Annotated in this window: 24 protein-coding genes, 1 pseudogene and 1 other annotated feature; of the genes and pseudogenes, 3 read left to right on the top strand and 22 right to left on the bottom strand. The window is 49.4% G+C overall.

The features are described from left to right. Window positions 1-84 precede the first annotated feature (84 nt). Window positions 85-1,011 carry a manganese-dependent inorganic pyrophosphatase gene (locus tag KW93_RS05615; protein ID WP_033542003.1) on the bottom strand — a complete coding sequence of 309 codons (927 nt, stop codon included), beginning with the start codon at window positions 1,009-1,011 and terminating at the stop codon, window positions 85-87. 374 nt (window positions 1,012-1,385) lie between these two features. Between KW93_RS05615 and KW93_RS05610 the strand changes: the two genes are divergently transcribed. Further along, window positions 1,386-2,198 (top strand): GNAT family N-acetyltransferase, encoded by an 813-nt coding sequence (locus KW93_RS05610; RefSeq protein WP_235318365.1) that lies wholly within the window; start codon window positions 1,386-1,388, stop codon window positions 2,196-2,198. 33 nt (window positions 2,199-2,231) lie between these two features. On the opposite strand, the gene KW93_RS05605 is transcribed toward KW93_RS05610, so the two are convergent. The 20 genes and pseudogenes from KW93_RS05605 to KW93_RS05510 all read right to left on the bottom strand — a co-directional run bounded on the left by KW93_RS05605 (window position 2,232) and on the right by KW93_RS05510 (window position 21,906). Further along, complete coding sequence (locus KW93_RS05605; RefSeq protein WP_033542001.1) at window positions 2,232-3,527, bottom strand: arsenic transporter; 1,296 nt, start codon at window positions 3,525-3,527, stop codon at window positions 2,232-2,234. Between the two features lie 15 nt (window positions 3,528-3,542). Continuing rightward, on the bottom strand, window positions 3,543-3,872 hold the full coding sequence (locus KW93_RS05600) for an ArsR/SmtB family transcription factor (protein WP_033542000.1): 330 nt from the start codon (window positions 3,870-3,872) through the stop codon (window positions 3,543-3,545). A gap of 261 nt (window positions 3,873-4,133) precedes the next feature. Next, window positions 4,134-4,661: a type 1 glutamine amidotransferase domain-containing protein gene (locus KW93_RS05595; protein ID WP_033541999.1), complete on the bottom strand. Its 528-nt coding sequence runs from the start codon at window positions 4,659-4,661 to the stop codon at window positions 4,134-4,136. A gap of 70 nt (window positions 4,662-4,731) precedes the next feature. Continuing rightward, complete coding sequence (locus tag KW93_RS05590; protein WP_033541998.1) at window positions 4,732-5,322, bottom strand: DNA-3-methyladenine glycosylase; 591 nt, start codon at window positions 5,320-5,322, stop codon at window positions 4,732-4,734. 21 nt (window positions 5,323-5,343) lie between these two features. Beyond that, window positions 5,344-6,114 (bottom strand): tryptophan synthase subunit alpha, encoded by a 771-nt coding sequence (trpA, locus tag KW93_RS05585; protein ID WP_033541997.1) that lies wholly within the window; start codon window positions 6,112-6,114, stop codon window positions 5,344-5,346. Further along, complete coding sequence (gene trpB / locus KW93_RS05580; protein ID WP_033542005.1) at window positions 6,111-7,313, bottom strand: tryptophan synthase subunit beta; 1,203 nt, start codon at window positions 7,311-7,313, stop codon at window positions 6,111-6,113. The genes trpA and trpB overlap by 4 nt, the downstream gene beginning before the upstream one ends. 30 nt (window positions 7,314-7,343) lie before the next feature. Further along, window positions 7,344-7,916 (bottom strand): annotated as a pseudogene (locus KW93_RS17770) (phosphoribosylanthranilate isomerase); the annotation flags it as partial. Then, window positions 7,913-8,689, bottom strand: coding sequence for an indole-3-glycerol phosphate synthase TrpC (trpC, locus tag KW93_RS05575; protein WP_033541996.1), 777 nt, complete (start codon window positions 8,687-8,689; stop codon window positions 7,913-7,915). The pseudogene KW93_RS17770 and the gene trpC, both read right to left, overlap by 4 nt. Then, window positions 8,686-9,678, bottom strand: coding sequence for an anthranilate phosphoribosyltransferase (gene trpD, locus KW93_RS05570; protein ID WP_033541995.1), 993 nt, complete (start codon window positions 9,676-9,678; stop codon window positions 8,686-8,688). Before trpD ends, trpC begins: the two co-directional genes overlap by 4 nt. Before the next feature lie 61 nt (window positions 9,679-9,739). After that, window positions 9,740-9,972, bottom strand: a binding site (T-box leader). Between the two features lie 109 nt (window positions 9,973-10,081). After that, window positions 10,082-11,230 carry an acyl-CoA dehydrogenase family protein gene (locus KW93_RS05560; protein WP_033541993.1) on the bottom strand — a complete coding sequence of 383 codons (1,149 nt, stop codon included), beginning with the start codon at window positions 11,228-11,230 and terminating at the stop codon, window positions 10,082-10,084. Between the two features lie 12 nt (window positions 11,231-11,242). Beyond that, window positions 11,243-12,013 (bottom strand): 3-hydroxyacyl-CoA dehydrogenase, encoded by a 771-nt coding sequence (locus KW93_RS05555; protein WP_033541992.1) that lies wholly within the window; start codon window positions 12,011-12,013, stop codon window positions 11,243-11,245. A 20-nt stretch (window positions 12,014-12,033) separates the two neighbouring features. Beyond that, window positions 12,034-13,182 carry a thiolase family protein gene (locus tag KW93_RS05550; protein WP_033541991.1) on the bottom strand — a complete coding sequence of 383 codons (1,149 nt, stop codon included), beginning with the start codon at window positions 13,180-13,182 and terminating at the stop codon, window positions 12,034-12,036. A gap of 155 nt (window positions 13,183-13,337) precedes the next feature. Beyond that, a complete protein-coding gene (locus KW93_RS05545; RefSeq protein ID WP_033541990.1) occupies window positions 13,338-14,243 on the bottom strand; it encodes a glycine betaine ABC transporter substrate-binding protein in 906 nt (301 codons plus the stop codon). 15 nt (window positions 14,244-14,258) lie between these two features. Next, window positions 14,259-14,897, bottom strand: a complete 639-nt coding sequence (locus KW93_RS05540) for an ABC transporter permease (protein ID WP_033541989.1) — start codon at window positions 14,895-14,897, stop codon at window positions 14,259-14,261. Further along, window positions 14,894-15,862, bottom strand: a complete 969-nt coding sequence (locus KW93_RS05535; protein WP_033541988.1) for an ABC transporter ATP-binding protein — start codon at window positions 15,860-15,862, stop codon at window positions 14,894-14,896. Before KW93_RS05535 ends, KW93_RS05540 begins: the two co-directional genes overlap by 4 nt. Before the next feature lie 149 nt (window positions 15,863-16,011). Continuing rightward, window positions 16,012-17,655 (bottom strand): ribosomal protection-like ABC-F family protein, encoded by a 1,644-nt coding sequence (abc-f, locus tag KW93_RS05530; protein WP_033541987.1) that lies wholly within the window; start codon window positions 17,653-17,655, stop codon window positions 16,012-16,014. 324 nt (window positions 17,656-17,979) lie between these two features. Next, the gene (locus KW93_RS05525) at window positions 17,980-18,819 is read right to left on the bottom strand and encodes a GNAT family N-acetyltransferase (protein WP_033541986.1); all 840 of its coding nucleotides are present in this window, start codon (window positions 18,817-18,819) and stop codon (window positions 17,980-17,982) included. 132 nt (window positions 18,820-18,951) lie between these two features. After that, complete coding sequence (locus tag KW93_RS05520) at window positions 18,952-20,181, bottom strand: MFS transporter (protein ID WP_033541985.1); 1,230 nt, start codon at window positions 20,179-20,181, stop codon at window positions 18,952-18,954. A gap of 170 nt (window positions 20,182-20,351) precedes the next feature. Next, on the bottom strand, window positions 20,352-21,161 hold the full coding sequence (zupT, locus tag KW93_RS05515) for a zinc transporter ZupT (protein ID WP_033541984.1): 810 nt from the start codon (window positions 21,159-21,161) through the stop codon (window positions 20,352-20,354). A gap of 100 nt (window positions 21,162-21,261) precedes the next feature. Then, window positions 21,262-21,906 (bottom strand): uracil-DNA glycosylase, encoded by a 645-nt coding sequence (locus KW93_RS05510; protein WP_033541983.1) that lies wholly within the window; start codon window positions 21,904-21,906, stop codon window positions 21,262-21,264. A gap of 148 nt (window positions 21,907-22,054) precedes the next feature. Between KW93_RS05510 and KW93_RS05505 the strand changes: the two genes are divergently transcribed. Together KW93_RS05505 and KW93_RS05500 are read left to right on the top strand one after the other, a co-directional pair. Continuing rightward, a complete protein-coding gene (locus KW93_RS05505; protein WP_033541982.1) occupies window positions 22,055-22,396 on the top strand; it encodes a P-II family nitrogen regulator in 342 nt (113 codons plus the stop codon). 12 nt (window positions 22,397-22,408) lie between these two features. After that, window positions 22,409-23,698 (top strand): ammonium transporter, encoded by a 1,290-nt coding sequence (locus tag KW93_RS05500; protein ID WP_033541981.1) that lies wholly within the window; start codon window positions 22,409-22,411, stop codon window positions 23,696-23,698. Between the two features lie 60 nt (window positions 23,699-23,758). Here KW93_RS05500 and KW93_RS05495 read toward each other — a convergent pair whose 3' ends face one another. Beyond that, entirely contained in the window at window positions 23,759-24,394 is a 636-nt protein-coding gene (locus KW93_RS05495) for a phosphatase PAP2 family protein (protein ID WP_052131478.1), read from the bottom strand. Window positions 24,395-24,614: the final 220 nt, after the last annotated feature.

Here is a 24,614-nt window from a genome sequence, read left to right as displayed (position 1 = left end):
CGAAGAGCTGGATCGCCGGAGTCTGGACACTCAAGAAAAGCGGCCGTGCCCGGGGCAATAAAAAAACTGACTCCCAAAAGGGAATCAGCTTAAAGCTTCCGTAATTACCGGTACAATCTGCTTTTTACGGGAAACGATGCCCGGAAGCAGGACGCGGTTATCGACAAGGCTTGATTTGAATGCATTTTCGATGATACCGGATCTTCTGCCGAGCACAATCGCTTCCGAATCATTGTTCAGGATATCCGTCACCACGAAAACGAAAAGATCCAGTTCTTTATCGATGATCGATTGTGTCATGAGGACTTCGAGTTCACTTTGGCGATCCAGAACTTCCGATATCTCGATGGCATTGACCTGGGCAACTTCAAAGCGGTGGTCACCGGCTTCAAATTCTTTGGAATCAAGCGAGATCAAATCCTCCAGGGTTTTATTGCTCAGATCCGCCCCCGCTTTCAGCATGGCCAAACCATACGATTCCGGATCGACTCCGGCAATTTCAGCAAGTTCACGCGCAGCCCGGATGTCCTGTTCTGTGCAGGTCGGCGATTTGAATAACAGTGAATCGGAAATAATGGCAGACAGCATCAACCCTGCGATGCCCGCAGGCACCGTTACGCCGTTTTCCTTAAATAATTTGAAAATGATCGTCGTGGTGCAGCCGACCGGCTCTGAACGGAAGAACAAAGGATCCGCAGTTTCGAAATTCGCAACCCGGTGATGGTCAATCACTTCGATTATTTGAACTTCGCCGATGTCCTCAGCGCTCTGCTGGCGCTCATTATGGTCAACGAGAATGACGCGAGAAGCTTCTTCTGAAACACGCGTTACAAGACGCGGCGCTTCAAAACCGAACTCCTTCAAGACGAAAATCGTTTCGTTGTTCAGTTCGCCCAGACGGATCGCTTCCGCTTCCATACCGGTTTCGTTTTTCAGATACGCATAGGAAATCGCTGAACAAACTGAATCCGTATCCGGGTTTTTATGGCCTAAAACAAAAACTTTTGACATTTTTATGCCTCCTGATCAATATTGGTTTCTGTGTAATTCTAACATAACTGCCCGCGCAGCTGAACTTTCAGTTCATATGAATATAAAATCCTTCCTTCTGCTGAAGGCCTTTTACTGCTGAAGATGGCCCGTTACAAGTTTTTGCTGCATTCCAATCATATGTAGTATTATGGAACCAGTACTTTTTAATTACATAAATTCTTTAAAATGTTAAATCAACTTTTTATTTGGAATAAATAAGTAATTTTTATCTATACTTGAAATTTTTTTGAATATTTAAAGAATTTTTTTGGTATTAAGGGACAAATACATATACTTAGGTTTAGTGCTAATGATATAATAAAAACAATTAATCTAAATATCCGCGAGGGGAAGTGAAAATATTGACTATAATTTTGGAAAAGAAATACATTCCTTTAGCAAATTACTTTTCTTCTGCTACAAATACGAGAATCAAGCTCAGTTTTAATGAGATCGAACAGATTATGGGCCAGCAATTGCCGAACGCTGCTTATCTGAACAGAAGCTGGTGGAAAAAAACAAAAGCTCCAGCCAAGCATTTCCACGCCTGGATGGATGCCGGATATTTTGTCAGCGAAGTTGAAACAAATCGTTATGTTGTATTTGAAAGAATTGATTCTTCCAATGGAAACAATGCTAAAAATGGCGGCGGCGATGAAGACATCCTGCTTATCCGCAACGCTGAACACGGCGATGCCCGCTCTCTTGCCGCCCTTATGAAAACGGTGGAAGCCGAATCCGATTTCATGCTGTACGGAAAAGATGAGCGGGTCCAGTCTACTCAAAAAGTCAGAAAACAGATAATCGAATGGCGCCAAAGCGGCCACTCCACCATCTTTATTGCCATATTGAATGGCGAACATGTCGGCTTTTTGACAATCATCGGCAATGACGCAAAACGTGCGGCGCACCGTGCCCAGATTTGCATCGGCGTCCAGGCCGACGCCAGGCGCAAGGGCATCGCCACAAAACTTCTGCAAAGAGCAGAAGAATGGGCTGCCTCCAAAAACATCAGCCGCCTGGAACTGACTGTGGTCGAGAATGACAAGCCCGGCAGAAAGCTGTTTGAAAAAGCCGGTTATGTATCTGAAGGCATCCGGCAGGATTCCATGGTCATCAACGGCAAATATTATGATGAAATCTATATGGCTAAATTTCTCGACTAAAAAGAGACTCGCTTCGGCGAGTCTCTTTTCAGATCAATTAAGGATTGTCAGCCACAGATAAAGCCCGGTCAGCGTGATGAACAGGGTCGGAATCGTCAGGACGATGCCGACTTTGAAATAATAGCCCCAGCTGATGGTGACGCCTTTCGTCTTCAGGACATGCAGCCACAGCAGAGTCGCAAGCGAGCCGATCGGCGTGATTTTCGGGCCAAGATCGGAACCGATGACATTGGCGTAGATCAGCGCATCCCGCATGACTCCTGTCGCAGCAAGCTCTTCGATTGCCAGCGCATTGATCATGACCGTCGGCATATTATTCATCACAGACGACAAAATCGCCGCAATAAAGCCCATGCCGATTGTCGCCGCGTATAAGCCATGTCCCGCCGTCCATGCGATCGCGTCAGCCAGCGCCGATGTCAATCCGGCGTTGCGCAGGCCGTAAACGACCACATACATGCCGATCGAGAAAAAGACAATGGCCCACGGCGCACCTTTCAGCACCGTCATCGTTTCAACCGCTTCGCTTCTCTGTGCGATGGCCAGGAAAATGATGGCCACCGCGCCGGCGATGAACGACACCGGAATATTCAGCGTTTCACTCATGAAATACCCGATCAGCAGGACAGCAAGCACTACCCAAGACAGACGGAACATTTTCAGATCTTTTATTGCGGAAGCCGGTGATTTTAACGCACCGGCATCAAAGGTCCTCGGAATATCCTTGCGGAAATAAAGATAAAGGACCAGCATACTGGCGAGGATGCTGAACAGATTCGGCACGACCATATTGATGGCGTATTCCGTAAAACCGATATTGAAAAAGTCAGCCGAAACGATATTCACCAGGTTGCTGATGACAAACGGCAAAGACGCTGTATCCGCTATAAAACCGGATGCCATGATAAACGGCAGAATCATCGCATCTTTGAACTTCAACGCTCTCACCATGGCGAGAACAATCGGCGTCAGAATAAGCGCAGCGCCGTCATTGGCAAATAATGCAGCGACAATGGCCCCAAGAATCGTCACCAGGAAAAACATTCGAAGCCCGCTGCCTTTTGCCATGCGGGCCATATGTGAGGCTGCCCATTCAAAAAATCCGATTTCATCGAGTATGAGCGAAATGATGATGAGCGCAACAAACGTCAATGTTGCATTCCACACAATGCCGGTTACATCCCAGACATCCCCAAAATCAACGACGCCGAACAATAACGCGACAGCCGCTCCAGCAATCGCCGACCACCCGATCGACAATCCCCGCGGCTGCCATATGACAAAAATCAATGTAACAATAAAAATAAAACTCGCTAATCCAACTTCCACTGCTTCTGCAACTCCCTATTCACAAACTACTTTTTTCCCGTTCGCCGCCAGGGATTCCACTGTAATTTCAGGTTCCGGCAGCAGGCTCAAGAGATGGATCAGCATTGGATAAAGGCCGTGGCGGACATTCAGCGACCAGATCGTCCAGCGTCCCCGCTTTTCTTCCGTCACCAATTCCGCTGCTTTCAATTTCCGCATATGCTGGCTGACCGCCGGCTGCGTCATATCAAGTAATTCCGTAAATTCGCAGATGCACAGCGAATCTTTCGTCAAGTATTTCAAAATCAGCATCCGGTTATGGTCGCTGATTGCCTTTAAATATGACTCCATGTTCACATAATCCATTCCGTTCACCTTCTTCAAAGAGATTCGTCATTCATTATATAAGCGTTTGCTTATTTATACAAGAATATTTTAGCCGGAAGAGGTTTGCTTGCTGGATGAAAGAGTTTGTTTGCGGTATAACCATCTTTGCTTGCGGGATGGAGGAGTTTGTTTGCAATATAACGTCCGTTGTTTGCAGGATAGCGGAGTTTATTTGCGATACATTTTTTTCCGCATAAAAAGCCCCGGCAACTTCCCTTGCCGGGGCTTATGCATCCAAAATTATTTTGCTGAATATTGTTCCAGCACACGCAGTGATTCCCGGTTGAATGCCGGAATATCGTCCGGCTGGCGGCTTGTCACCAATTGATCCTGGCAGACAGCCACTTCTTCATCAACCAGTTTGGCACCGGCGTATTCCATGTCTACGTGAATCGATTTATAACCTGTCGCTTTGCGGCCTTCAAGCGCTTTTGCTGTAACCAGCAATTGAGGTCCGTGGCAGATGGCGAATACCGGTTTTTTTGCGTCCATGAAGGCTTTCGTGAACTTCACGAAGCGGTCATCCGCACGCAATTGGTCGGGAGAAAATCCGCCCGGCAGGAATAATGCGTCGTAATCATCCGGGTTTGCGTCATCGATGCCTTTGTCGATTGACACGACCGCCTCGCCCTGTTTGCCGGTCACTTCTTTACCTGCTTCTTTTTCAATCGTGAAAACTTCGTGACCCGCGTCATTGAAAGCTTTCGATGGATCCGTATATTCTACATCCTCGAACATATCAGTAATCAGCGTTGCAATTTTTGCCACTATCCTTCACTCCTTTTGTTTATTTACTCTCCCCTACTATTCCACGCATGAAAATTACTAAACATGGAGCTCAGCGGAATTTCGATACAAAAGGATTGTCCTGTTCCCAAAAGCGGTACGGATAGTGGACGGCTTCCTGCGAATTGCCGATGCCGACCCTCGGTCCCACGGACACGGCATGCACGGGATCGCCTTCCGCAATAAATAAGGGCCTCTCTGTAAAATGGTGGCCGTAATAGTCCATTGAAATGCCCATCGCTTTGGTCAGCTTGCCGGGTCCGCTCGTCCATTGCCTGATCGGCAGATGTCGTCCCCGCAGCTCCGCCATCAGATCGACGCCTTCGACCGGTTCCACCGCCCGGATCAGAATCGCGCGCGGCGTGTCGACCGGTCCGCTGACGACATTGATCAATGTATGGGTGTGCATCTGATAGGTATAAACAGAGCCGGCTCGGCCGAACATGATTTCAGTGCGTTTGGTTCGCCGGTTGCCGAAACTGTGCGCCGCCCGGTCTTCTGCTCCCATATAGGCTTCCGTCTCGACAATGCGGCCGGCGACGATTCCTTCCGGCAATTCGTGGACGAGGATCTGCCCAAGCAGATTGCGCGACAAGTCGAGAGTCGGTGAATCGAAAAAATCAGCTGTGACTGGTTTGAACATCTTACATCCCTCCAGCTCCCATTATACCGGGTGCTGCAGGGTCACTGCATCGATGAGGGGCTGAATGCCGTCGAACTCACCTTCGTGAAAAGCTTTCACAATTGCCGAACCGACGACGAAGCCATCGACATCGTCCCGCAGCAAATCGACGTGCTCCAGTTTAGAAATTCCAAATCCCGCATAGACCGGCACCGGGCTTTTGGCGCGCACAGTTTTCATGAACGACTTCACTTCTTCTGTCATTTCATCGCGCACGCCGGTAATTCCAGTCACCGTGACCGCGTATACGAACCCTTCCGCTTCCTGCAAAATATCGTGCAGGCGGTTTTCCGTTGTCGTGAGTGTCACCAGCTGAACCAGCATAATTTCAGCCTTTTTCAGATAAGGCGCCACTAAGCGCTGATGTTCAAACGGCAAATCCGGGATGATGACGGCTGACACACCCGCTTCCCGGCAGGATTCTGCAAAACGCTCTGCACCATAACGGATCACCGGATTCAAATAGGTCATGACGATCAGAGGAATCTTCACTTCAAAATCCCAGCTCTTCATTTCCAGTAAAACCTTGTCGAGCGTCACACCTTCTTTCAACGCGCGGTTTCCTGCTTCTTCAATTACTGGCCCGTCCGCAACCGGATCGGAAAAAGGGATGCCGACTTCGATGGCCGTTACGCCCGAGCGCTGCAGTGTTTCGACCTGGCCGCGCAGCTTATCCAGGCCGCCGTCACCCGCCATGATATAGGCGACGAACGCTTTGCCGCCATCGTCTTTTAATGTCTCTAAGCGCTTCATGCCAATCCCTCCAATTTGTCGGCATACGTCGCCATGTCCTTATCGCCGCGGCCGGATACACAAATAACCAGTATTTCTTCCGGTCCCATGCCGGCAGCCGTTTTTTCCGCTTCCGCCACTGCATGCGCCGATTCGAGAGCCGGTATGATGCCTTCGAGCCGCGACAGAGAGATGACCGATGCCAGCGCTTCTTCATCCGTGACCGCCTTGTATTGGATCCGCCCGATATCTTCAAGATGCACGTGCTCGGGACCGACTCCCGGATAATCCAATCCGGCAGAAATCGAATGCGCTTCCTGGACCTGGCCGTTTTCATCCTGCAAGAGTTTCATATAGGAACCGTGAAGCACCCCTTCCGTCCCTTTCGTCAGCGTCGCTGCATGCCTGTCGGTATCGACGCCTTCACCGGCCGCTTCAACTCCAATGAGCCGCACCGATTCATCAGCTATAAACGGATGGAACATGCCGATTGCATTCGATCCGCCGCCGACACAGGCGAGAATAACATCTGGCAAACGCCCTTCCTTTTCCAGAATCTGCACACGCGTTTCCCTGCCGATCACGCTCTGGAAATCGCGGACCATCGTTGGAAACGGATGCGGCCCAAGCGCCGAACCGATCAGGTAATGGGTGTCTTCCACGTTCGCGACCCAATAGCGCAGCGCTTCGTTCACCGCATCTTTCAATGTGGCGCTGCCTTTGGTGACACTTTCCACTTTCGCTCCGAGCAGTTTCATCCGGAACACATTCAATTGCTGCCGCTTGATATCTTCTTCTCCCATGAAAATGACGCATTCCAGATCAAGCAAAGCACAGATCGTCGCCGTCGCAACACCGTGCTGCCCAGCTCCGGTCTCAGCGACAATTTTCCGTTTTCCCATACGGATCGCGAGCAGGGCCTGACCGATTGCATTATTGATCTTATGGGCTCCAGTATGATTCAAGTCTTCACGCTTCAGGTAAACTTTCGGTCCGCCCCATGCTTCCGTCAATCTTGCCGCAAAAGTGAGCGGCTGCTCGCGCCCGACATATTCTTTCAAGTAATCATAATAGGTTTTCTGGAATTCCGGATCTTCTTTTGCTTCTGCGTAAGCCGCTTCCAGTTCTTTCACCGCTTTCATCAGGGTCTCCGGCACAAACTGGCCGCCGAAACGCCCGAAAAAGCCGGTTTCTTCTTTTGTTCCCTCTGCCTGCTGCATCGAATCACCCTTTACAGTTTCTATGAATTTTTTTATTTTGGCTGCATCTTTTTTTCCTTCAGTTTCAACCCCGCTCGAGACATCGACCATGTACGGACCGAGCGCGTCGATTGCAGACCTGACATTGCCGGCATCCAGCCCTCCCGCAACAATGAGTCTGCCGGGAGCAACACTTGCTTCAGCCAATAAACTCCAGTCGAATGTTTTCCCGCTGCCTCCACGGAATCGGGTTCCAGGTGCATCGACCAGGACAAAATCCGCAATCGACCGATTCAGTTTTTCTACGTCCTGTTGTTCGCGGATTGAAAACGCCTGAATCGTTTTAACCGGGATGCTGCGAATCAATTCATCGGGTTCATCGCCGTGCAATTGCACCATTGTCAACGGCACTTTTTCAACAGCTTCCAGAATTTCCTGCAGCCCGGAATTGACAAAAACGCCAATTTTTTCGATGCCTTCAGGGAGTTCAGCTGCGAGCCGGGCTGCTTTTTCAACTGAAATCCTTCTGTGGCTCGGCGCAAAAACAAATCCTGCAGCGTCAGCTCCGTTCACCGCTTTTATATGTTCCAGTTCCTGTAAGCCGCAAATTTTCACTCCTGTCATTTCGCCGCCTCCCGCAAAGTGACATTCTTAATCCAGGCGCCTGCATCCTCAGAACGCATCAGCGCTTCCCCGACAAGAATTCCCGAAGCCCCGGTTGAAAAAGCGAAATGGGCATCGCTTTCCAAAAAAATTCCACTTTCACTGATCAGCAGCGAGCTGCTGCCGGACGGAAAATGTCCGGCAATTTCGGCCGTCCGCTCCAGCGACACTTCAAAGGTTTTCAAGTCCCGGTTATTGACACCGATCAATTCCGCCCCCAACCCTAAGGCGATTTCAAGTTCCTCAACATCGTGCACTTCAACCAGCACTTCGAGCTCTTTCGACTGGGCATAGGAATACAGCTGTTCAAGTTCATCCTGTTCCAGCGCCGCAACGATCAGCAGAATTATGGAAGCACCTGCCTCTTTCGCCCGGTCGATCTGAATTTCATCAACAATAAAATCTTTGCAAAGCACCGGCACCTCAACCAGTTCCGCCACTTCTCGCAAATTTTCCAGCGATCCTTTGAAGAATGTGCCATCCGTCAGTACAGAAATCGCGGCAGCTCCTGCTTCTTCATATATCTTCGCCTGTTTCGCAACATCCACATCCAGGCGGATATCGCCTTTTGACGGCGAAGCCCTTTTAATCTCCGCAATGACTCCTCTACTATTTCTCAAGCGCTCCGCTAAAGAGGTTTTCACAGGAAATTTCCCTGCTGTTATCGGTTCAGCCGTTGAATACGTTTTTATTTCTTCGCGTTTTGCTGCAATGATTTTGTCCAGCATGTTCATACGAGCACCCCCAATGCCTGGCGGTGTGCTTCAAATACTCGCCCTGTTTCGCCTGAAATGATGGATTTTCTCGCCAGATGCACACCTTCCGCAATTGCACCCGCTTTGCCGGCGGCGAACAGTCCGACGCCTGCGTTCAGCACGACCGTGTCCAGATAAGTACCTTCCCTGCCTTCCAGCACTTCCAGGAAAATATCCGCATTGCGCTTGGCATCTCCTCCTCTGATCGCTTCGACCGGCGCAAGCTCCAGACCCGCTTCTTCAGGATGGAATTGAATGGCCTTTTTGCCGGTTTCATCAAACAGCAATAAATGATTGACGCCTGCCAGTGAAAGTTCATCCATCCCTCCGGCTCCGTGGACCATCACTCCGCGCTTTCTGCCGAGGCGCATCAATGCATCCGCCATGGGCTTCATCATATCCCGGCGGTAAACCCCGGTCATCTGCATTTCGATCGGCAGTGGATTGGCAAGCGGTCCGACCAGATTGAAAATCGTCGGCGACGAAATGCTCTTTCGCACCTCCCGCAATTTCCCGAGAGCCGGGTGAATGGTCGGTGCGAATAAAAACGCAATTCCTGTTTTCTCGATCAACTCTCCTATGATTGCGGGATCAGCCGTCGTCAGGATTCCCAGTTCTTCCAGCACATCTGCACTGCCTGTTTTGCTTGAAACACTCCGATTGCCGTGCTTCGCCACTTTCACGCCGCAGCCCGCCAGCACAAAAGCAGTCAGCGTGCTGATATTAAAACTGAAGGAACGATCGCCTCCTGTCCCGCAGACGTCGATCAGCGGTCCATTTGTCTCCGGCAAACTTACTGCTTTTGAACGCATCGCCTTGACCAGACCCACCATTTCATCCGCCGTTTCGCCCTTTTCGTGCAGCCGTTCCAGGAATGTTTTTATGTCAGCTTCTGCCATTTTGCCTTCCAGCAGCTCCAGTGACTTGCTGTACATTCTGTGTTCACTTAAATTCTCTGCTCGTCTCATTGTCATCTCTCCTCAGCTCTTTTGAATACAAAAAATCCCCGCAACCGGATAGATTTCCGGTTGCGGGGACGGGTTAAAAAACCGCGGTACCACCACGCATTAATGCATTTCTGCACTCACTCAAACAGGCTTTTCGCCTTTCCCTTTAACGCAGGGCATACGTCTGCCTTACTCATGTCCATTTTCAGGCCAGCTCTCCTAAGTCCATTCGCGCAATTTCTCCAATCAGCTCCCACCAGCCGCTGACTCTCTAAATGGATTCCATTGCCTACTCGTCTCAATCCTCGATTTTGCTCTCTGCTGTTCTCATCTTCTCTGGGCTCTTCTCTCAAATAGACTTGCCGTTCTGCCAACAAGTTGAAATCCACATTAAAGCAGTTTGTTTATTCTGTCAAGTTGAAGCTTATAATCCCATCCGTTTCGCAATGATCGTTTTCATGATTTCGTTCGATCCGGCGTATATGGCGGCTACCGGTATATCGCGGTAGCGGCGGGCGATTTTGTATTCTTCCATATAACCGTAGCCCCCGTGCAATTGCATGCACTCGCCCGAAATTTTTTTTGCGGTATCCGTCAGCCAATATTTCGCCATCGAAACTTTTGAAACGATGTCCTTGCCCGCCATATGCTCTTCAATCAACGATTCAAGGAATGAATGCCCCAGTTCCACTTCGGTCGCCATTTCAACGATCTTGAACTGGGTATTCTGGAATGCGCTGATCGGTTTGCCGAATGCCTGTCGTGATTTTACATAGTCAATGGTCATTTCCAACATATCTTCTGAAGCTGTCTGTGCGGCCATCGCCACAACCAGACGCTCCTGCTGCAGTTTCTCCATCAAATAGGTAAAGCCTTTATTTTCTTCGCCGATCAGGTTGGCAGCCGGCACGACGCAATCTTCAAAATACAATTCGGACGTATCCTGCGCGTGCAGGCCGACTTTATCGAGTTTGCGCCCTTTCGTGAAGCCGGGCATGCCTTCTTCGATCATCAGCAATGAAATGCCGCGATGTTTCGATTCGGCTTTCGTATCCGTTTTCACAGCGACGACGACATGCGTCGAATTGATGCCGTTGGTGATGAACGTCTTCTGACCGTTGACGATATAATTATTGCCGTCACGGACGGCAGTTGTTGAAATGTTTGCGAGATCCGATCCTGCACCGGGTTCTGTCATCGCTATTGCGGTGATGAAATCGCCCGAAATGCAGCCCGGCAGCCAGCGCTGTTTCTGTTCTTCAGTGCCGTACGATTCGATATACGGCACAGTGATGTCATTGTGCAGCCCGACACCTGTCAGGCTTGCGCCGACCCGCTCCATTTCTTCGCCGATGATGACGGCATAACGGAAATCAAGGCCGAGGCCGCCGTATTGCTCCTCCACCTGCGGGCACAGGAACCCCATTTCACCCAGACGTTTCCAGAAAGATTTCGGAATCAGGCGGTCCTGTTCCCACTGTTCATATTGAGGCACCGCTTCTTTTTCAAGGAATTTCCGCAGCGATTTGCGGAACATGACGTGTTCTTCTTCTTCAAACCGATATTTCCCCATTTGTTTGCCCCCTTATTTTGGCTGCATACGGATAGCGCCGTCCAGCCGGATCGTTTCGCCGTTAAGCATTGGGTTTTCAACGATGCTTTCCACCAATTGCGCATATTCAGCAGGATAGCCGAGACGCGCAGGAAACGGTACGGATGACTCCAGCGATTTGACGGCCGCTTCCGGCAAGCCGTCGAACATCGGCGTCTTCATGAGTCCCGGCGCGATTGCCATAACGCGGATGCCGTCACGCGCAAATTCGCGGGCGACCGGCAACGTCATGGAGACGATGCCGCCTTTGGACGCGCTATAGGCTGCCTGCCCGATCTGCCCTTCGTAAGCGGCAACCGAGGCGGTCGAAATGATGACGCCGCGTTCCCCGTTGTCATTCGGTTCATTCTTTTGCATGGCTGCCGCTGCGACGCGCAGCACATTGAAACTGCCTGTCAGATTGATGCGGATGACTTTCTCAAATTGATCCAAAGGCTGCGGTTCGCCTTTCGAAACGACTTTGCCCGGTGTGCCGACTCCAGCGCAGTTGACGACCAGATTCACGGAGCCGAAGCGTTCGACTGCGGCAGCCGTGTTCTGTTCGACCTGGGCCGCGTCGGCGACATCTGTTTCCACATAAAATACCGACTCTTCACCGAGTTCTTCAATAAGTTTTACTGCTTTTTTCCCATTCAGATCGAAGATAGTGGCTCGGCCTCCGCGTTCCACTATGCGGCGGACGGTCGCTTCACCGAGACCGGACGCTCCGCCGGTTACAATCGCTTTCACTCTGCCCATTTCCATTTTTATTGCCTCCGGAAGTTTTATAGTCGTTCGATAATCGTCGCGTTCGCCATCCCCATGCCTTCGCAAATTGCGAGCAAGCCGTAGCGTCCACCGCTGCGCTCCAATTCATGCAATAGTGACACCATCAATTTTGTACCGGTCGCACCGAGCGGATGGCCAAGCGCAATGGCGCCGCCGTTGACATTCAACTTTTCAGGGTCGGCGCCGATATCATGAAGCCACGCGAGCGGCACCGGCGCAAATGCTTCGTTCACTTCATAGCGGTCCATGTCGCCGATTTCGAGGCCTGCTTTTTCCAATACTTTTCTTGTCGCAGCAATCGGACCTGTCAGCATCAGCGTCGGATCTGAACCGACGACTGCCCGCGCCACAATGCTCGCTTTCGGCTTCAGCCCCAGTTCGTCCGCTTTTTCTCGGGACATCAACAGGACTGCGGATGCGCCGTCGCTCATCTGGCTGGCGTTTCCTGCGGTGATGACGCCATTTTCATCAAATACCGTTTTCAGTCCGCCAAGAACTTCGAGTGTTGATTCGGGACGCGGCCCTTCGTCTTTTGTGACCAGCTGTTTTTCTCCGCTTTCATCTGTCACTTCAACCGGTACGATTTCCTTGTCGTAATGGCCGGACTCGATGGCTGACAGAGCACGCTTATGGCTTTGCAATGAAAACTCATCCAATTGCCCGCGGCTGAAACCCCATTTTTCTGCAATGCGTTCCGCCGACAGGCCCTGGTTGATGATTTCGTATTTTTCCATCAGTTTTTCACTTGGTTGTGCACCTTGCATATTGGAAAACATCGGCACCCGCGTCATGCTTTCAACACCGCCGGCGATGACGATATCCATATCTCCTGCAAGAATGGCCTGCGCGCCGAAATGGATGGCCTGCTGGCTCGATCCGCACTGGCGATCAATTGTGACGCCCGGCACATAATCCGGGAATCCGGCGATCAGCGCCGCCGTCCGGGCGATATTGCCGCCCTGTTCACCTGATTGGGACACGCAGCCCATAATGACATCTTCAACTTCTCCTTTATCAACGCCTGTCCGCTCCACCAATTCTTCCAAAACCAGCGCCGCGAGTTCATCCGGGCGCGTTTGTGAAAATGCCCCTTTTCTTCGTCCAACTGCCGATCTGACCCCTTCAACAATTACCACTTCCCGCATAGCAATCCACCCCATCTTTATTTAAAATTACATTCGTCATCAGTTTAAATTGAATGACTATTCATTCAATTTAATTGTACTCGAATTTCAGGCATGAGACCATATAAAAATCCCGCAGTCTCTCCGCGGGATTAGATCTTTCTTCTATATAATCTTTATTCTTCTATCAATCCTTTTTCAATCAGAAAATCTCTTGCTATGTCTTCCGGTTTATCCTGGTCCACGTCAACGCGCGCGTTCATCGCGAGCATTTCTTCTTCGGTGATCTGCCCGGCAAGCCCGTTCAGCAGATCTTCAAGCTCCGGGTACTGTTCGAGAGCTTCGAGTCGCACGACCGGTGCCGCATCGTATTTCGGAAAGAAGGAGAGATCATCTTCGGTCGTCTCCAAATCGAACAATCCGATCCGGCTGTCCGTCGTAAAGGCCGGAATGACATTGACGTCGCCATTTTTCACCGCTTCATACATGATCGCCGGATCAAAACTGTCAGTCGCTGAAAATTCGAAAGGATAGGTTGCGACGAGATCATCATAGCCGTCTCCCTGCCGTTCATAAAAAGGGTGAGGTGCGCCAAAACTCATGTCCTCGGACTGCGAAATTTCAGCCAGATCGGAATAGGTTTCGGCGTCATAGCCGCTGTCTTTCGAATAGGCGAGCGTATAGCCGTTTTCAAAGCCCAGCGGTTCCAGCCACGTCGCATCCAGCTCTTCTTTGTAGCCGTCACGGACACGCTGCAAAACTTCTTCCGACGACTGGCCGGGCTCCGCTTCCTGTTTCAGCACATCTTTCAGTCCGGTACCGGTGTATTCCACATAAAGATCGATATCGCCTTGCTCAAGTGCCGGTGTCAAAATGGATACTTCGCCGAGACCCTCTTCATATTCCACTGTGTAATCGGAATTCGCTTCTATATACTGCCCCAGGATATGGGGAAGAATATACTGCTCTGTCCATGGCTTGCCGCCGATGATGATTGGTTCCTCTTCGCCTCCTGCACTCGATCCGCAACCTGACAGGACCAAAGCACCGGCTGCCATAACCCCTATAAATTCCTTTTTCATCCTCTATTCCCCCTCTCAGTTTTTCAAGCCTCTCGGTGTCGCCCGTTTCTCAATCCACTTTAAAATCAGATCAAAGCCGATTGCGAGCAACGCCACAGGCAATGCTCCGACCAGAACCAATGAGTTGTTATAGGATTGGAGGCCGCGGTAAATGATGTCACCCAAACCTCCGGCACCGACAAACGTCGCGAGTGTCGCGATGCCGACCGTCAATACTGTAGCCGTCCGGATTCCAGCCATGATGAACGGCAGTGCGAGCGGCAATTCGATTTGCCGGAGAATCTGCGTGCGTGTCATGCCCATTCCCCTGCCGGCTTCGATAACAGAGCCGTCCACTCCGGTTATCCCGGTATATGTATTTCTGAGAATCGGCAATAGCGCATAAATGATTAATGCAATCAACGCGGTCGTGGAACCGATTCCAAGGATGGGCACCAAAAAACCGAACAGCGCCAGACTTGGAATCGTCTGAAAAATGGCGGTCACTCCGATGACAGGTTCTGCGTATCGCCGGTAGCGCGCAATGATGATGCCGGTCGGCAAGGCGATGGCGATGCCGATCGCTACAGCTACAAACGACAGATAAATATGCTCCAAAAATGCATTTTGAATCATGTCCTGCCGGCTGACGATTGTATCCCAAAAATTCCTCATACCCGTTCACCCGCTTCTTTCAACAGAGCAGCCTTTACCAGGTCACGGTCGCTGGCGTAAGCCGATACACGGCCGCCTTCATGAATTTCCAGGTAAGAATACCCACTTTCTTCCAGTTTTGCGAAAGCTTCATCAATTGTCGCTTCACTGCTGATCTGTAATGCCGAGCCTCCTGGTTCCGCTCCAAAAACTGGGAGAAATTCTTTAAGTTTCCGCTCCCCGAACGAACGCTGGCGATTGATGCGATCCATTCCGATAAAGCTTCTTACAAAATCATTCGCCGGTTGATTGATTAATTCCTGCGGCGTGCCGATCTGTTCAATCCGTCCTTCACGCATAAGGACCACCTGATCAGCGAGCTTTAGAGCCTCGTCCATATCATGCGTGACAAAAACGATTGTTTTTCTGATTTCCTGCTGCAGATTCCGAAGATCTTCCTGCAATTGTTCCCGGCTGATCGGATCAAGCGCGGAAAAAGGTTCGTCCATCAGCACGATATTCGGATCTCCCGCCAGTGCACGCACCACTCCGACGCGCTGCTGCTGACCGCCACTTAATTCCAGCGGATAGCGCTGCTTGTAAACGGATGGCTCGAGCCCCACAAGTTCCAATAATTCATCCACTCTCTCTGCTGTCTGCTGCTTTGGCCATTCCAATAAACGCGGCACAAGTGACACATTTTCTTCTATTGTCATGTGGGGAAACAGCCCGATACGCTGGATGACGTAGCCAATTGAACGGCGCAGCTGCACTTCATCCAACCCGTTAATCGATTTTTCATCAATGAACACATTACCTTTGGTCGGCGTTTCCAATTTATTGACCATTCGCATCAATGTCGTTTTTCCACAGCCGCTTGGACCGATGAGAACTGTCAATTTATAGGTGGGAAAAGTCACTGAAATATCTTTCAACGCCTCCGTTCCATCCGGAAACTGCTTTGTCACTTGTTCAAAACGGATCATTCGCTCCGCCCCTTCCTGCACCTTTCCTGCTACTTATTTTCAATACCCTGTTTCCTGTTCCATTATTCACGGAGTTGTGTCCGCTGCCTGTCTTTTCTTTCGAACTGCCTCGATCAAAAAAACGGCTGCCTCTCCGGCAGCCGTTTACGTCAATTTTTTTTTGCAGCTGTCAGTGATTGGATAGCCACTGTCAATTCGTTGAAACGCATGTCCAGTGCCCGGTATTCTTTGTCACTTGGTTTCATATAGCTTAGTTTCCCTAAAACTTCCTGTCTTTCCCGGTCCAATTGCAGCAGATCGAGCTGTTCGTCCACTTTTTCGCGGTCGAGCCAATCTGTATATCCGCCTTCATATTTAGATAGACGATTATTCTCGAACACGAGTAACTTGCCGCTTAATTTCCCCATGAAATAACGGTCGTGCGTGGCTATCAGCATTGTGCCGCCGAATGATGCAAGTGCCCGCTCCAATTCTTCCCGGGACGGCAGATCAAGATGGTTCGTCGGTTCATCGAGCAGCAGCACGTTGCAGCCCGACAGCATGAATTCCATCAATTTCAATTTGACGCGCTCCCCCATGCTCATAACAGAGACTTTCTGCTGCCAGTGCATTTTTTCAAAGCCGAGATGATCCATTAAATTCCGGATGCGCCCGGCTTCCTCAAAATTGTCAGCCGGAAATAATTCAGCAGGCGTTTTGTTTTCAGGCAAATCATAGACATCCTGGCTTAAATAGCCGATTCTCATGCCTTCACTGATCCATACTTCACCTTTATGCTCCATCTGCCCCAAAATCATTTTCAATAACGTTGATTTTCCGCTGCCATTGTTGCCAAGCAACCCCACTCTTTCGCCATGCTGGACAGTGAAATTCGCTCTTTCAAATAAAACCCGGTTGCCGAATCCTTTGCCGGCATCTTTCAATTCGATGACGCGCCTGCCTTTTTTCGAAGCATCCATAATGCTGAATATGACCTCCGCTTCTTCTCCCGGCTGTTCAATCCGGTCCTGTTCAAGTTCCGCTTCAAGACGCTGGCGTTTGCTGCGGATCTGCACATCTTTCTTCTTGGCTTTGACACGGTAATATTCTTTTGCACCGTCCTTTTTAGTAGATTCCCGGTGCGCTTTATCAGACCAGCTCTGCAATTGCATAATCTGGCTTTCCACTTGGGCAATTTTAGCCTGCTGCTTTTCATATTTGCGCTGCTGCGTCAGGCGGCGGTGCTCTTTTTCTTTTCTCGCCGCTGAATAATTGCCTTCGTAGACTGTCAGTTGATGATTTTCGATTTCCCAGATATGCGTCGCCACTTCATCTATAAAATGACGATCGTGTGAAACGAAAATCACCGTTCCGTCCACATGTTCCACTTCTTCAGCAAGCAAGCCGAGACTTTCTGCATCCAGATGATTCGTCGGTTCATCAAGCAGAAACAGATCAGCCGGACGCGCCAGCACGCGGGCGATCCGCAGCTTCATCGTTTCTCCGCCGCTCAACTCAGACCGGTTTTCCGGAATTCCAAACTTTCGCTCCAAAGCCCGTGCAGCGGAATCAAAATGTTCGTTATCCAGTTTTTTCGCTTCCTGTTCCATAAAAATAATTTCCGGTTTCCTGCCGATCCACTGAATTCCGTTTCCGCCGGCAGCGATCGCTTCCAGCAAACTGGATTTCCCCGAACCATTTGCTCCGATCACTGCTATTCTCGCGTACTTATGAATCATCGCATCCACTTCCCGGACAATCACCCGGTCCCTGTGACTTATCGTTAATTTGTTCAATTTCCCAATAACGGCCATTCCATTCACTCCCATTCCGGAGAAATAAAAAAATTCCTCCGATTGATTTTCGGAAGAATTCGGCAGCCCAAATAACCTGCAATAAAAATAGAATAGGAGTTAAATAATACATACTGACCGATGCAGCCTGCACTAGCCCCAAAACCGGTACCAGGGGAAGCTTCTATTCAACTCATATAAATGCAAAAATGGGCAGACGAATCCTGTTTCTTTCAAGCTGAAAAATTTCAGTTGCGCAGAAAAAGGATTTTACTTCATCGTCCACCCATCACCTCACTTACTCTGTTATCTGAATTTTACCACTTCTCTGTTGAAATTCCAACCTCATCGGAACCGCAAATGCACCGGGTTGCCAATCTGCTCATAGCCGATTTCGCTGTAGATTTTATTGGAAGTCGGATTTTTCAAATCGGTATAGAGCATGACAAAATCGTATTCCAGCAGCAATTCTTCCGTCACCTCTGCCACCAGCGTCCGGGCATAGCCTTTTCGCCTGTGTTTCTCCGGTGTAAACACAAATCCTACAGAAATCCCGTGCTTCGAAGGGCGGGACTTCTTCATGCAGGACACCACTTCTCCTTGAACTTCCCAGACGTAGATTTCCTTATCGTTCAAAAATCGTTCTATTTTCGCCGCTGCTTCCTTATAGCTCGATGGCCCCATTCCCGTGTCCTTTTCAAACAGCAGGTACCATTCCTCCAATAATTCAGCATCCCGTTTATTGGCGACCCGCCAGGTTCCGGGACTTTTCTCGAGCCCTTTTGCCACCGCATCTATCCGGTACAGGCCTTCGTCCATTTGAAGCTCGACAGCTTTCCCCGTTTTCGCTGCCCAAACTTGCGCAAACTGCTTAGCCGCTTGTTTGTCGCCAATCACCCCGGGTATTTCCAGATTGCTCTCTTTTAACAGCTTCGCGAATTCTTCCGCCAGTCCAGGACTTTCATGGAAAACCGTCCATTGCAGCGGATGCGGCGGTGTCATCAGGGCAGCGGCCAGCACTCTATCGCCGTCTTCCGCCAAAGCCAGATAATATTCTTCATAGAGGCCATTTTTGATTTGATTGATTATCCCAAGAAACAGGCTGTTTTTGTCTTCATTCTCATACAGCAGGGTTTCGATCCTGTCACCGAACGCTGCCGGTTCTTCGTAAAATTTCCATTCCATAAATTCTCACTCTTTTCTAATCGATTCATCTATTAAGTATTGGCTATCGCCTCTTTTTTTCCTGCTTGTTTCCATAAATAATAAAACAGCCGCCGGCAGATGAGGATACATCGCCGGCAGCTGTAACTTGTTTTATTCCAGTTCCATTTGTTTTGTTTCTGTACCGAGAAATGCTACGGCCAATGCGCCGATGACGATTGCTCCGCAGAAAATCGCGAAGATTACATTAACGCCGAAGCCAGCAGTCAGCATTAAGCCGACAAGCAGGGGCCCGAAAATACCGCCGATCCGGCCGAACGATGCAGCCATTCCTGTACCCGTGCCTCTGATGACGGTTGGATATTGTTCAGGAGAGTAAGCATAGAGCGCTCCCCATGCACCAAGGTTGAAGAAGGACAGGAGAGCTCCTGCCGTAATCAGCATCGCCAGTGAGTCGGCGTTGCCGAAAGCGAGTGCACTCGCTGCCGTTCCCAAAAGATACGTGACCAGCACGAATTTCCGGCCGATCCGCTCAATCAGCCACGCTGCAGTGAAATAACCCGGCAGCTGGGCCAGTGTCATGATCAGCACATACTGGAAACTTTTAATCAGCGTGAACCCTTTCAGCACCATGACACTCGGCAGCCAAAGGAACATGCCGTAATAGGAAAACACGACCATGAACCAGACAATCCACAGCATCAATGTCGCTTTGACATATTTCTTTGACCAAACGTCTTTAATATTCGTCGAGATGGACCGGAGAACATCTTTTTTCGCTGTAAACTGCGGCGAATCCGGCAGGTTGATCCGGAGGTAGAGCGCGTAAAGAGCAGGAAGCGCAGTGATCAATAAAGCGATACGCCAGCCGTATTCGGATGCCGGAATGACAAAATAAGATATGATTGCCGCAAGCAGCCAGCCCGCTGCCCAAAAACTTTCAAGCAATACGACGACACGTCCCCGCTCTTTAGCCGGAACACTTTCCGAAACAAGCGTTGAAGCCACCGGCAGTTCGCCGCCAAGTCCCATGCCGATGAAGAAACGAAGAATCATGAATGCTGCAAGAGTTGTTGTAAAGGCAGAGACCCCGCTTGCCAGTGAAAAAAGCAGGAGTGTAATGATAAAAATCTTTTTCCGTCCGACCCGGTCTGCATAGATGCCGAATACGAAGGCACCCACTGCCATCCCGATGGAGTTGATGCTGCCGATCCAGCCCATCTGACTTGTTGTCAGGTCCCAGTCCTGTTGAAGCGCCGCGATGATAAAAGATAAAATTCCTACATCCATTGCATCGAACAGCCAGCCAAGACCGGCGACCCACAGCAGCTTATTGCGCGAAATCGGCGCAGTATTTGTTGCATTTTCAGTAATGGTAGACATACACATTCTCCTTAAAAGTTCTAGGTGTCTTGACACCTTTCTTGACACCTTATTACTATACGCTTTAGCGGAAAATGGCACAAGCCTCTTTTTACAAAAAACAAACTGTCAGATATTTAACTCAAAAAAGCCTCCACTTTCCAAATCGCTGGAAAATGGAGGCTTTCATCTTACGTCAATAATACGAGGCTTACCGCCATCACGGCCATGCCGGCAACGAGACCATAAATCGACAGATGGGCTTCATCGTAGCGTTTTGCTGCAGGCAGCAATTCATCCAGCGAAATGAAAACCATGATGCCGGCTACAGAAGCGAAGACGATGCCAAAAAGCGTATCACTCATATACGGCATGAGGAACAGCCAGGCGGCAATAGCGCCGACCGGTTCGGAAATCCCTGACAGAATACTGTAAAGCAATGCTTTTTTGCGGCTGCCAGACGCATAATAAATCGGTACGGAAACGGCGATCCCTTCCGGAATATTATGTATGGCCACAGCAATTGCAATCGCAATGCCGAGCGCAGGATCCTGGATGGCCGACATGAATGTCGCAATCCCTTCCGGAAAATTGTGGATGCCGATGGCGAGCGCCGTGAAAATACCCATCTTGCGCAAACGGGCATATTCATCATTGGTCGGACCATCGTCCATGTCTTCGATTGTCTTGACTTCATGGGGATTTCCAAGCTGAGGCAAAATCCTGTCGAGCACAGCCATGAAGACCATACCGCCAAAAAATCCGGCAAGCGTCAGCCAATAGCCGTTAGTCTCCCCGTGCGCTTCCGTTAAAGAGTCTTTTGCTTTAAAAAAGATTTCAATCATTGAAACATATATCATCACACCCGCTGAAAAACCCAGCGACACAGATAAAAACTTCGTATTGGTCCGTGAGGCAAAAAACGCCAGCAAACTACCGATGCCTGTCGCCAGACCGGCAAAAAGAGTCAGCCCCAATGCAAATAAGACCGTACTGTCCATAACCCCGACTTCCTTCCGCTCTTGTTGAATATGGTTATTGTACGCCTAAAGTTTCCTTGGCGCAACATTTTTCAACAAAGAAAGATATTGGACTATTCCCTCACCTTTTCATTCTCAGGAGCTCTCCCAGTTTTCGCCAGTCCTCTTCTTTCAAATAGCGCACAGGCGGATTATAAAACACGCTGGCAGGATGAAAAGTGGGGAAGATATGATAATTTTCGGCAGTTTCCTTGAATGCTCCCGCCTCTTCGTCCCATCGTAATATCGGTGTTTCCATCAGCGTTCCATGCAATTCAGTCACTTTCGCCTGCGGGCCGATCAGCCTCTGGAGCCCGATATTGCCCAAAGTGACGATCAGGGGTGGCTTGATATCATGTATTTCGGCGTCCAGAATCGGTGCGTGGGCAATAATTTCCTTTTTTGTCGGTGCACGATTATATTTCCGTTCCACCACTTCCCCGTTCCTTTTCTTCTTGGTGCCCCATTTATATGGCCTGCTTCTGACAGCACTCGTAATATAAACATCTTCACGGCTGAGGCCCACGCTCGCCAGAGAGTCCATCAGTTCTTTCCCGGCTCTCCCTGTAAACGGGATGCCGGTCTCCACTTCATTTTCTCCGGGTGCTTCGCCCACCAGCATGACAGCCGGATGCAACGGTCCACTTCCTTTTACGAAGCCCTCCACCGGAAGCCCTTCGATACGCTTTAACCCGAGAGCAATAAGTTCGTCACTGACTTTATACATAAAAACACCTCAATGATAATATTTTTAAATCTAAATGTTATGTTTCCTTACATAAGTTTTGAAAAAAGCTTGTATTTACAGAATAAATTATTTATTATGTTAATAAACCTAACATCATTTATTAAAATAAATAAAGGAGGAGAAAAAAATGAAGAAAATCGAGACAATTATTCGTCCCACAGTATTCGAATCAGTTCGACAGGCACTGGCACTCGAAGGCATCGATGGATTAAGTGTTACCGAAATTGCAGGAATCGGCAAGCAGGAAGGTCGAGTCGGCATGTTCAGGGGAAATCCTTATAAAATGGAATTTTCTCCAAAGCTCAAATTGGAAATGGTAGTGGAAGATGCAAAAGTAGAAGCCATCATAGAAGTAATACTTGAATATGCAGGCACAGGGGAAGTGGGTGACGGAAAAATATTCATATTTCCGGTTGAGGAAGCTATCAGAATTCGTACGAAAGAACGCGGCAGAGTCGCGATCGGATAAGGGGGAGATTAAATGGAAGCAGTACAAAGTTCAGTTGATATGATATGGATGATGCTCGGAGCCATGCTCGTCTTCTTTATGCATGCAGGTTTCGCTATGGTGGAAACCGGATTTACACGTTCCAAAAATACTTTGAATATTTTAATGAAAAATTTGATCACCGTTTCCCTGGGCTCTATTTTGTATTTCATCATCGGGTTCGCTCTGATGTTTGGAACTTCCGCGTTCGGCTTAATCGGAACCGAAGGATTTGCCCTATTGGGCCGTGAAGATGTCGGCTTCTTCGTATTCCAGGCTGTTTTCGCCGCAACATGCGCAACCATCATTTCCGGAGCTGTAGCTGAACGGATGAATCTTGGCGCTTATATTTTACTGACCATCGCCATGACCGCAATCATCTATCCGATTGTCGGCCACTGGGTGTGGGGCGGCGGCTGGCTCGCTGAAATCGGCTTTATCGACTTTGCCGGTTCGACCGTGGTCCATCTGACGGGAGCTGTCGCAGCATTTATTACTGCACGGAAAATCGGTCCGCGGATTGGCAAATACAGCGGTAAGATCGTCAATTCCATACCTGGCCACAATATCCCATTAGGTGCTTTGGGTGTATTCATCCTATGGCTCGGCTGGTTTGGATTCAACGGTGGCAGCACATTGGCGGCTGATCCTTCGCTCGTGCCTCCTGTGATTGCCAATACGCTTCTTGCAGCGTCAGCCGGTGTGCTTGCCACAGCGGGTTACACACGTTTACGTTACGGAAGAATCGACCCATCACTCACCTTGAACGGCGCACTCGGTGGTCTTGTCGGAATCACCGCCGGAGCTGCTAATGTGTCGTTTATCGGGGCAATCGCCATCGGATTGATCGCAGGCATCATTATGACCGAAGCGATTCATCTGCTGGATTCGAAAATACGAATCGATGATCCTGTCGGCGCAATTTCAGTTCACGGTGTTGCTGGCCTTTGGGGCACTTTGGCCATCGGTCTCTTTGATACAACCGGAGGCCTCCTTTATGGAGGTGGCGCTGAAATATTAGGCATTCAAACAATCGGCATTCTGGCGGTCATTGCCTGGACCGCAGCTGCCACCGGATTCTTCTTGCTGTTGATCGGAGCCATAATTCCACTGCGCGTAACAGCGGCAGATGAAGAAAACGGGTTGGATTTTGCCGAACACGGTTCTCAGGCTTATTCGATGCAAGGAGTGCTGAAAGGAAATTCGGCAGCATCGGAAACTTCCTTTGCGCATCGCCTGAATCAATTGGGCGATCGTCCAGCACCCCAACAGACTGGAAACTAGTATTAAAACCATCAAAAAGGCCGACCTCTAAAGAGATCAGCCTTTTTGTCTTTTTCCTGTTTATTCAAAACTTTGCTGTTCCGCCGCTTTTTTGAACTTTCTTTCCCGTATCTCATACCAGACCGCTACAGCCGCAAACAATGAATAACCGATAAACCAGCCGGCGAGTACATCAGAGAAGAAATGTTCGCCTCCCGCAACCCGTGACAACCCAATCGCAGCAACCAGTAAAATCATCAGCAGCCAGATTCCCCAGCGGGCATATTTGGAAGTCAGATGAGCAGTTACGAAATATGCCAGCGTAAACAGATATAATAATCCCAGCATTGCGTGGCTCGCTGGATAATGGAAAGTTTCCAGGCCTCTCGGGAGATCCGGTCTTTCTTTGACAAAAAAGTACTCCATCAGCTCATTCAACCCATTGCCCACACCGACTGTCAGGAAAACAAAAAACATTCCCCTGAAATCCTGTCTTTTTATCCATAAATAAAGAATCAGGGCCAGACTGATAACCAGGACCATCCATCGCTCCCCAAAAATCGACATCGCATCCAATAATGTATTTCCATGAAGCCATTCCATCGTGCGCAGATCGATTTCCAGAAAACCTTCGTTCGTATAACTCGTCAAGATTGCAAAAAAACCAATCAAAGTCGCCATTCCCAGCGGATAGAATAGACGTTTGATAGTCTTCACCTTCTTTCTTCAGTATATTCAGTTTATCATAGAAGGACTTTTGCTTCATTCCATTGATACAAAAAAGGCAAACCGAAAACTGTTAAACTTCCAAAAACTGATGGCTTCTTCAATCATTTCGCTCCAGGTAGACGCTTTCCTTGGGGATCGGCCTGAGCCTCCTCAGTCCGCTGCGAAAACCGATGCTCCTGCAGCGCAGCGATGCAGGAGCACTTCTTTG

It is taken from the genome of Planococcus sp. CAU13, assembly GCF_000775575.1.
GTDB lineage: Bacteria > Bacillota > Bacilli > Bacillales_A > Planococcaceae > Planococcus.
This window is presented reverse-complemented; position numbering and strand designations above follow the sequence as displayed.

What these genes read in the sequence shown, in the direction of transcription:
- KW93_RS05615 (WP_033542003.1), bottom strand. Translation starts at nt 1,011, where the DNA reads ATGTCAAAAGTTTTTGTTTTAGGCCATAAAAACCCGGATACGGATTCA.
- KW93_RS05600 (WP_033542000.1), bottom strand. Translation starts at nt 3,872, where the DNA reads ATGGATTATGTGAACATGGAGTCATATTTAAAGGCAATCAGCGACCAT.
- KW93_RS05590 (WP_033541998.1), bottom strand. Translation starts at nt 5,322, where the DNA reads ATGTTCAAACCAGTCACAGCTGATTTTTTCGATTCACCGACTCTCGAC.
- trpA (WP_033541997.1), bottom strand. Translation starts at nt 6,114, where the DNA reads ATGAAGCGCTTAGAGACATTAAAAGACGATGGCGGCAAAGCGTTCGTC.
- trpB (WP_033542005.1), bottom strand. Translation starts at nt 7,313, where the DNA reads ATGCAGCAGGCAGAGGGAACAAAAGAAGAAACCGGCTTTTTCGGGCGT.
- trpC (WP_033541996.1), bottom strand. Translation starts at nt 8,689, where the DNA reads ATGAACATGCTGGACAAAATCATTGCAGCAAAACGCGAAGAAATAAAA.
- trpD (WP_033541995.1), bottom strand. Translation starts at nt 9,678, where the DNA reads ATGAGACGAGCAGAGAATTTAAGTGAACACAGAATGTACAGCAAGTCA.
- KW93_RS05560 (WP_033541993.1), bottom strand. Translation starts at nt 11,230, where the DNA reads ATGGGGAAATATCGGTTTGAAGAAGAAGAACACGTCATGTTCCGCAAA.
- KW93_RS05555 (WP_033541992.1), bottom strand. Translation starts at nt 12,013, where the DNA reads ATGGAAATGGGCAGAGTGAAAGCGATTGTAACCGGCGGAGCGTCCGGT.
- KW93_RS05550 (WP_033541991.1), bottom strand. Translation starts at nt 13,182, where the DNA reads ATGCGGGAAGTGGTAATTGTTGAAGGGGTCAGATCGGCAGTTGGACGA.
- KW93_RS05545 (WP_033541990.1), bottom strand. Translation starts at nt 14,243, where the DNA reads ATGAAAAAGGAATTTATAGGGGTTATGGCAGCCGGTGCTTTGGTCCTG.
- KW93_RS05540 (WP_033541989.1), bottom strand. Translation starts at nt 14,897, where the DNA reads ATGAGGAATTTTTGGGATACAATCGTCAGCCGGCAGGACATGATTCAA.
- KW93_RS05535 (WP_033541988.1), bottom strand. Translation starts at nt 15,862, where the DNA reads ATGATCCGTTTTGAACAAGTGACAAAGCAGTTTCCGGATGGAACGGAG.
- abc-f (WP_033541987.1), bottom strand. Translation starts at nt 17,655, where the DNA reads ATGGCCGTTATTGGGAAATTGAACAAATTAACGATAAGTCACAGGGAC.
- KW93_RS05525 (WP_033541986.1), bottom strand. Translation starts at nt 18,819, where the DNA reads ATGGAATGGAAATTTTACGAAGAACCGGCAGCGTTCGGTGACAGGATC.
- KW93_RS05520 (WP_033541985.1), bottom strand. Translation starts at nt 20,181, where the DNA reads ATGTCTACCATTACTGAAAATGCAACAAATACTGCGCCGATTTCGCGC.
- zupT (WP_033541984.1), bottom strand. Translation starts at nt 21,161, where the DNA reads ATGGACAGTACGGTCTTATTTGCATTGGGGCTGACTCTTTTTGCCGGT.
- KW93_RS05510 (WP_033541983.1), bottom strand. Translation starts at nt 21,906, where the DNA reads ATGTATAAAGTCAGTGACGAACTTATTGCTCTCGGGTTAAAGCGTATC.
- KW93_RS05505 (WP_033541982.1), top strand. Translation starts at nt 22,055, where the DNA reads ATGAAGAAAATCGAGACAATTATTCGTCCCACAGTATTCGAATCAGTT.
- KW93_RS05500 (WP_033541981.1), top strand. Translation starts at nt 22,409, where the DNA reads ATGGAAGCAGTACAAAGTTCAGTTGATATGATATGGATGATGCTCGGA.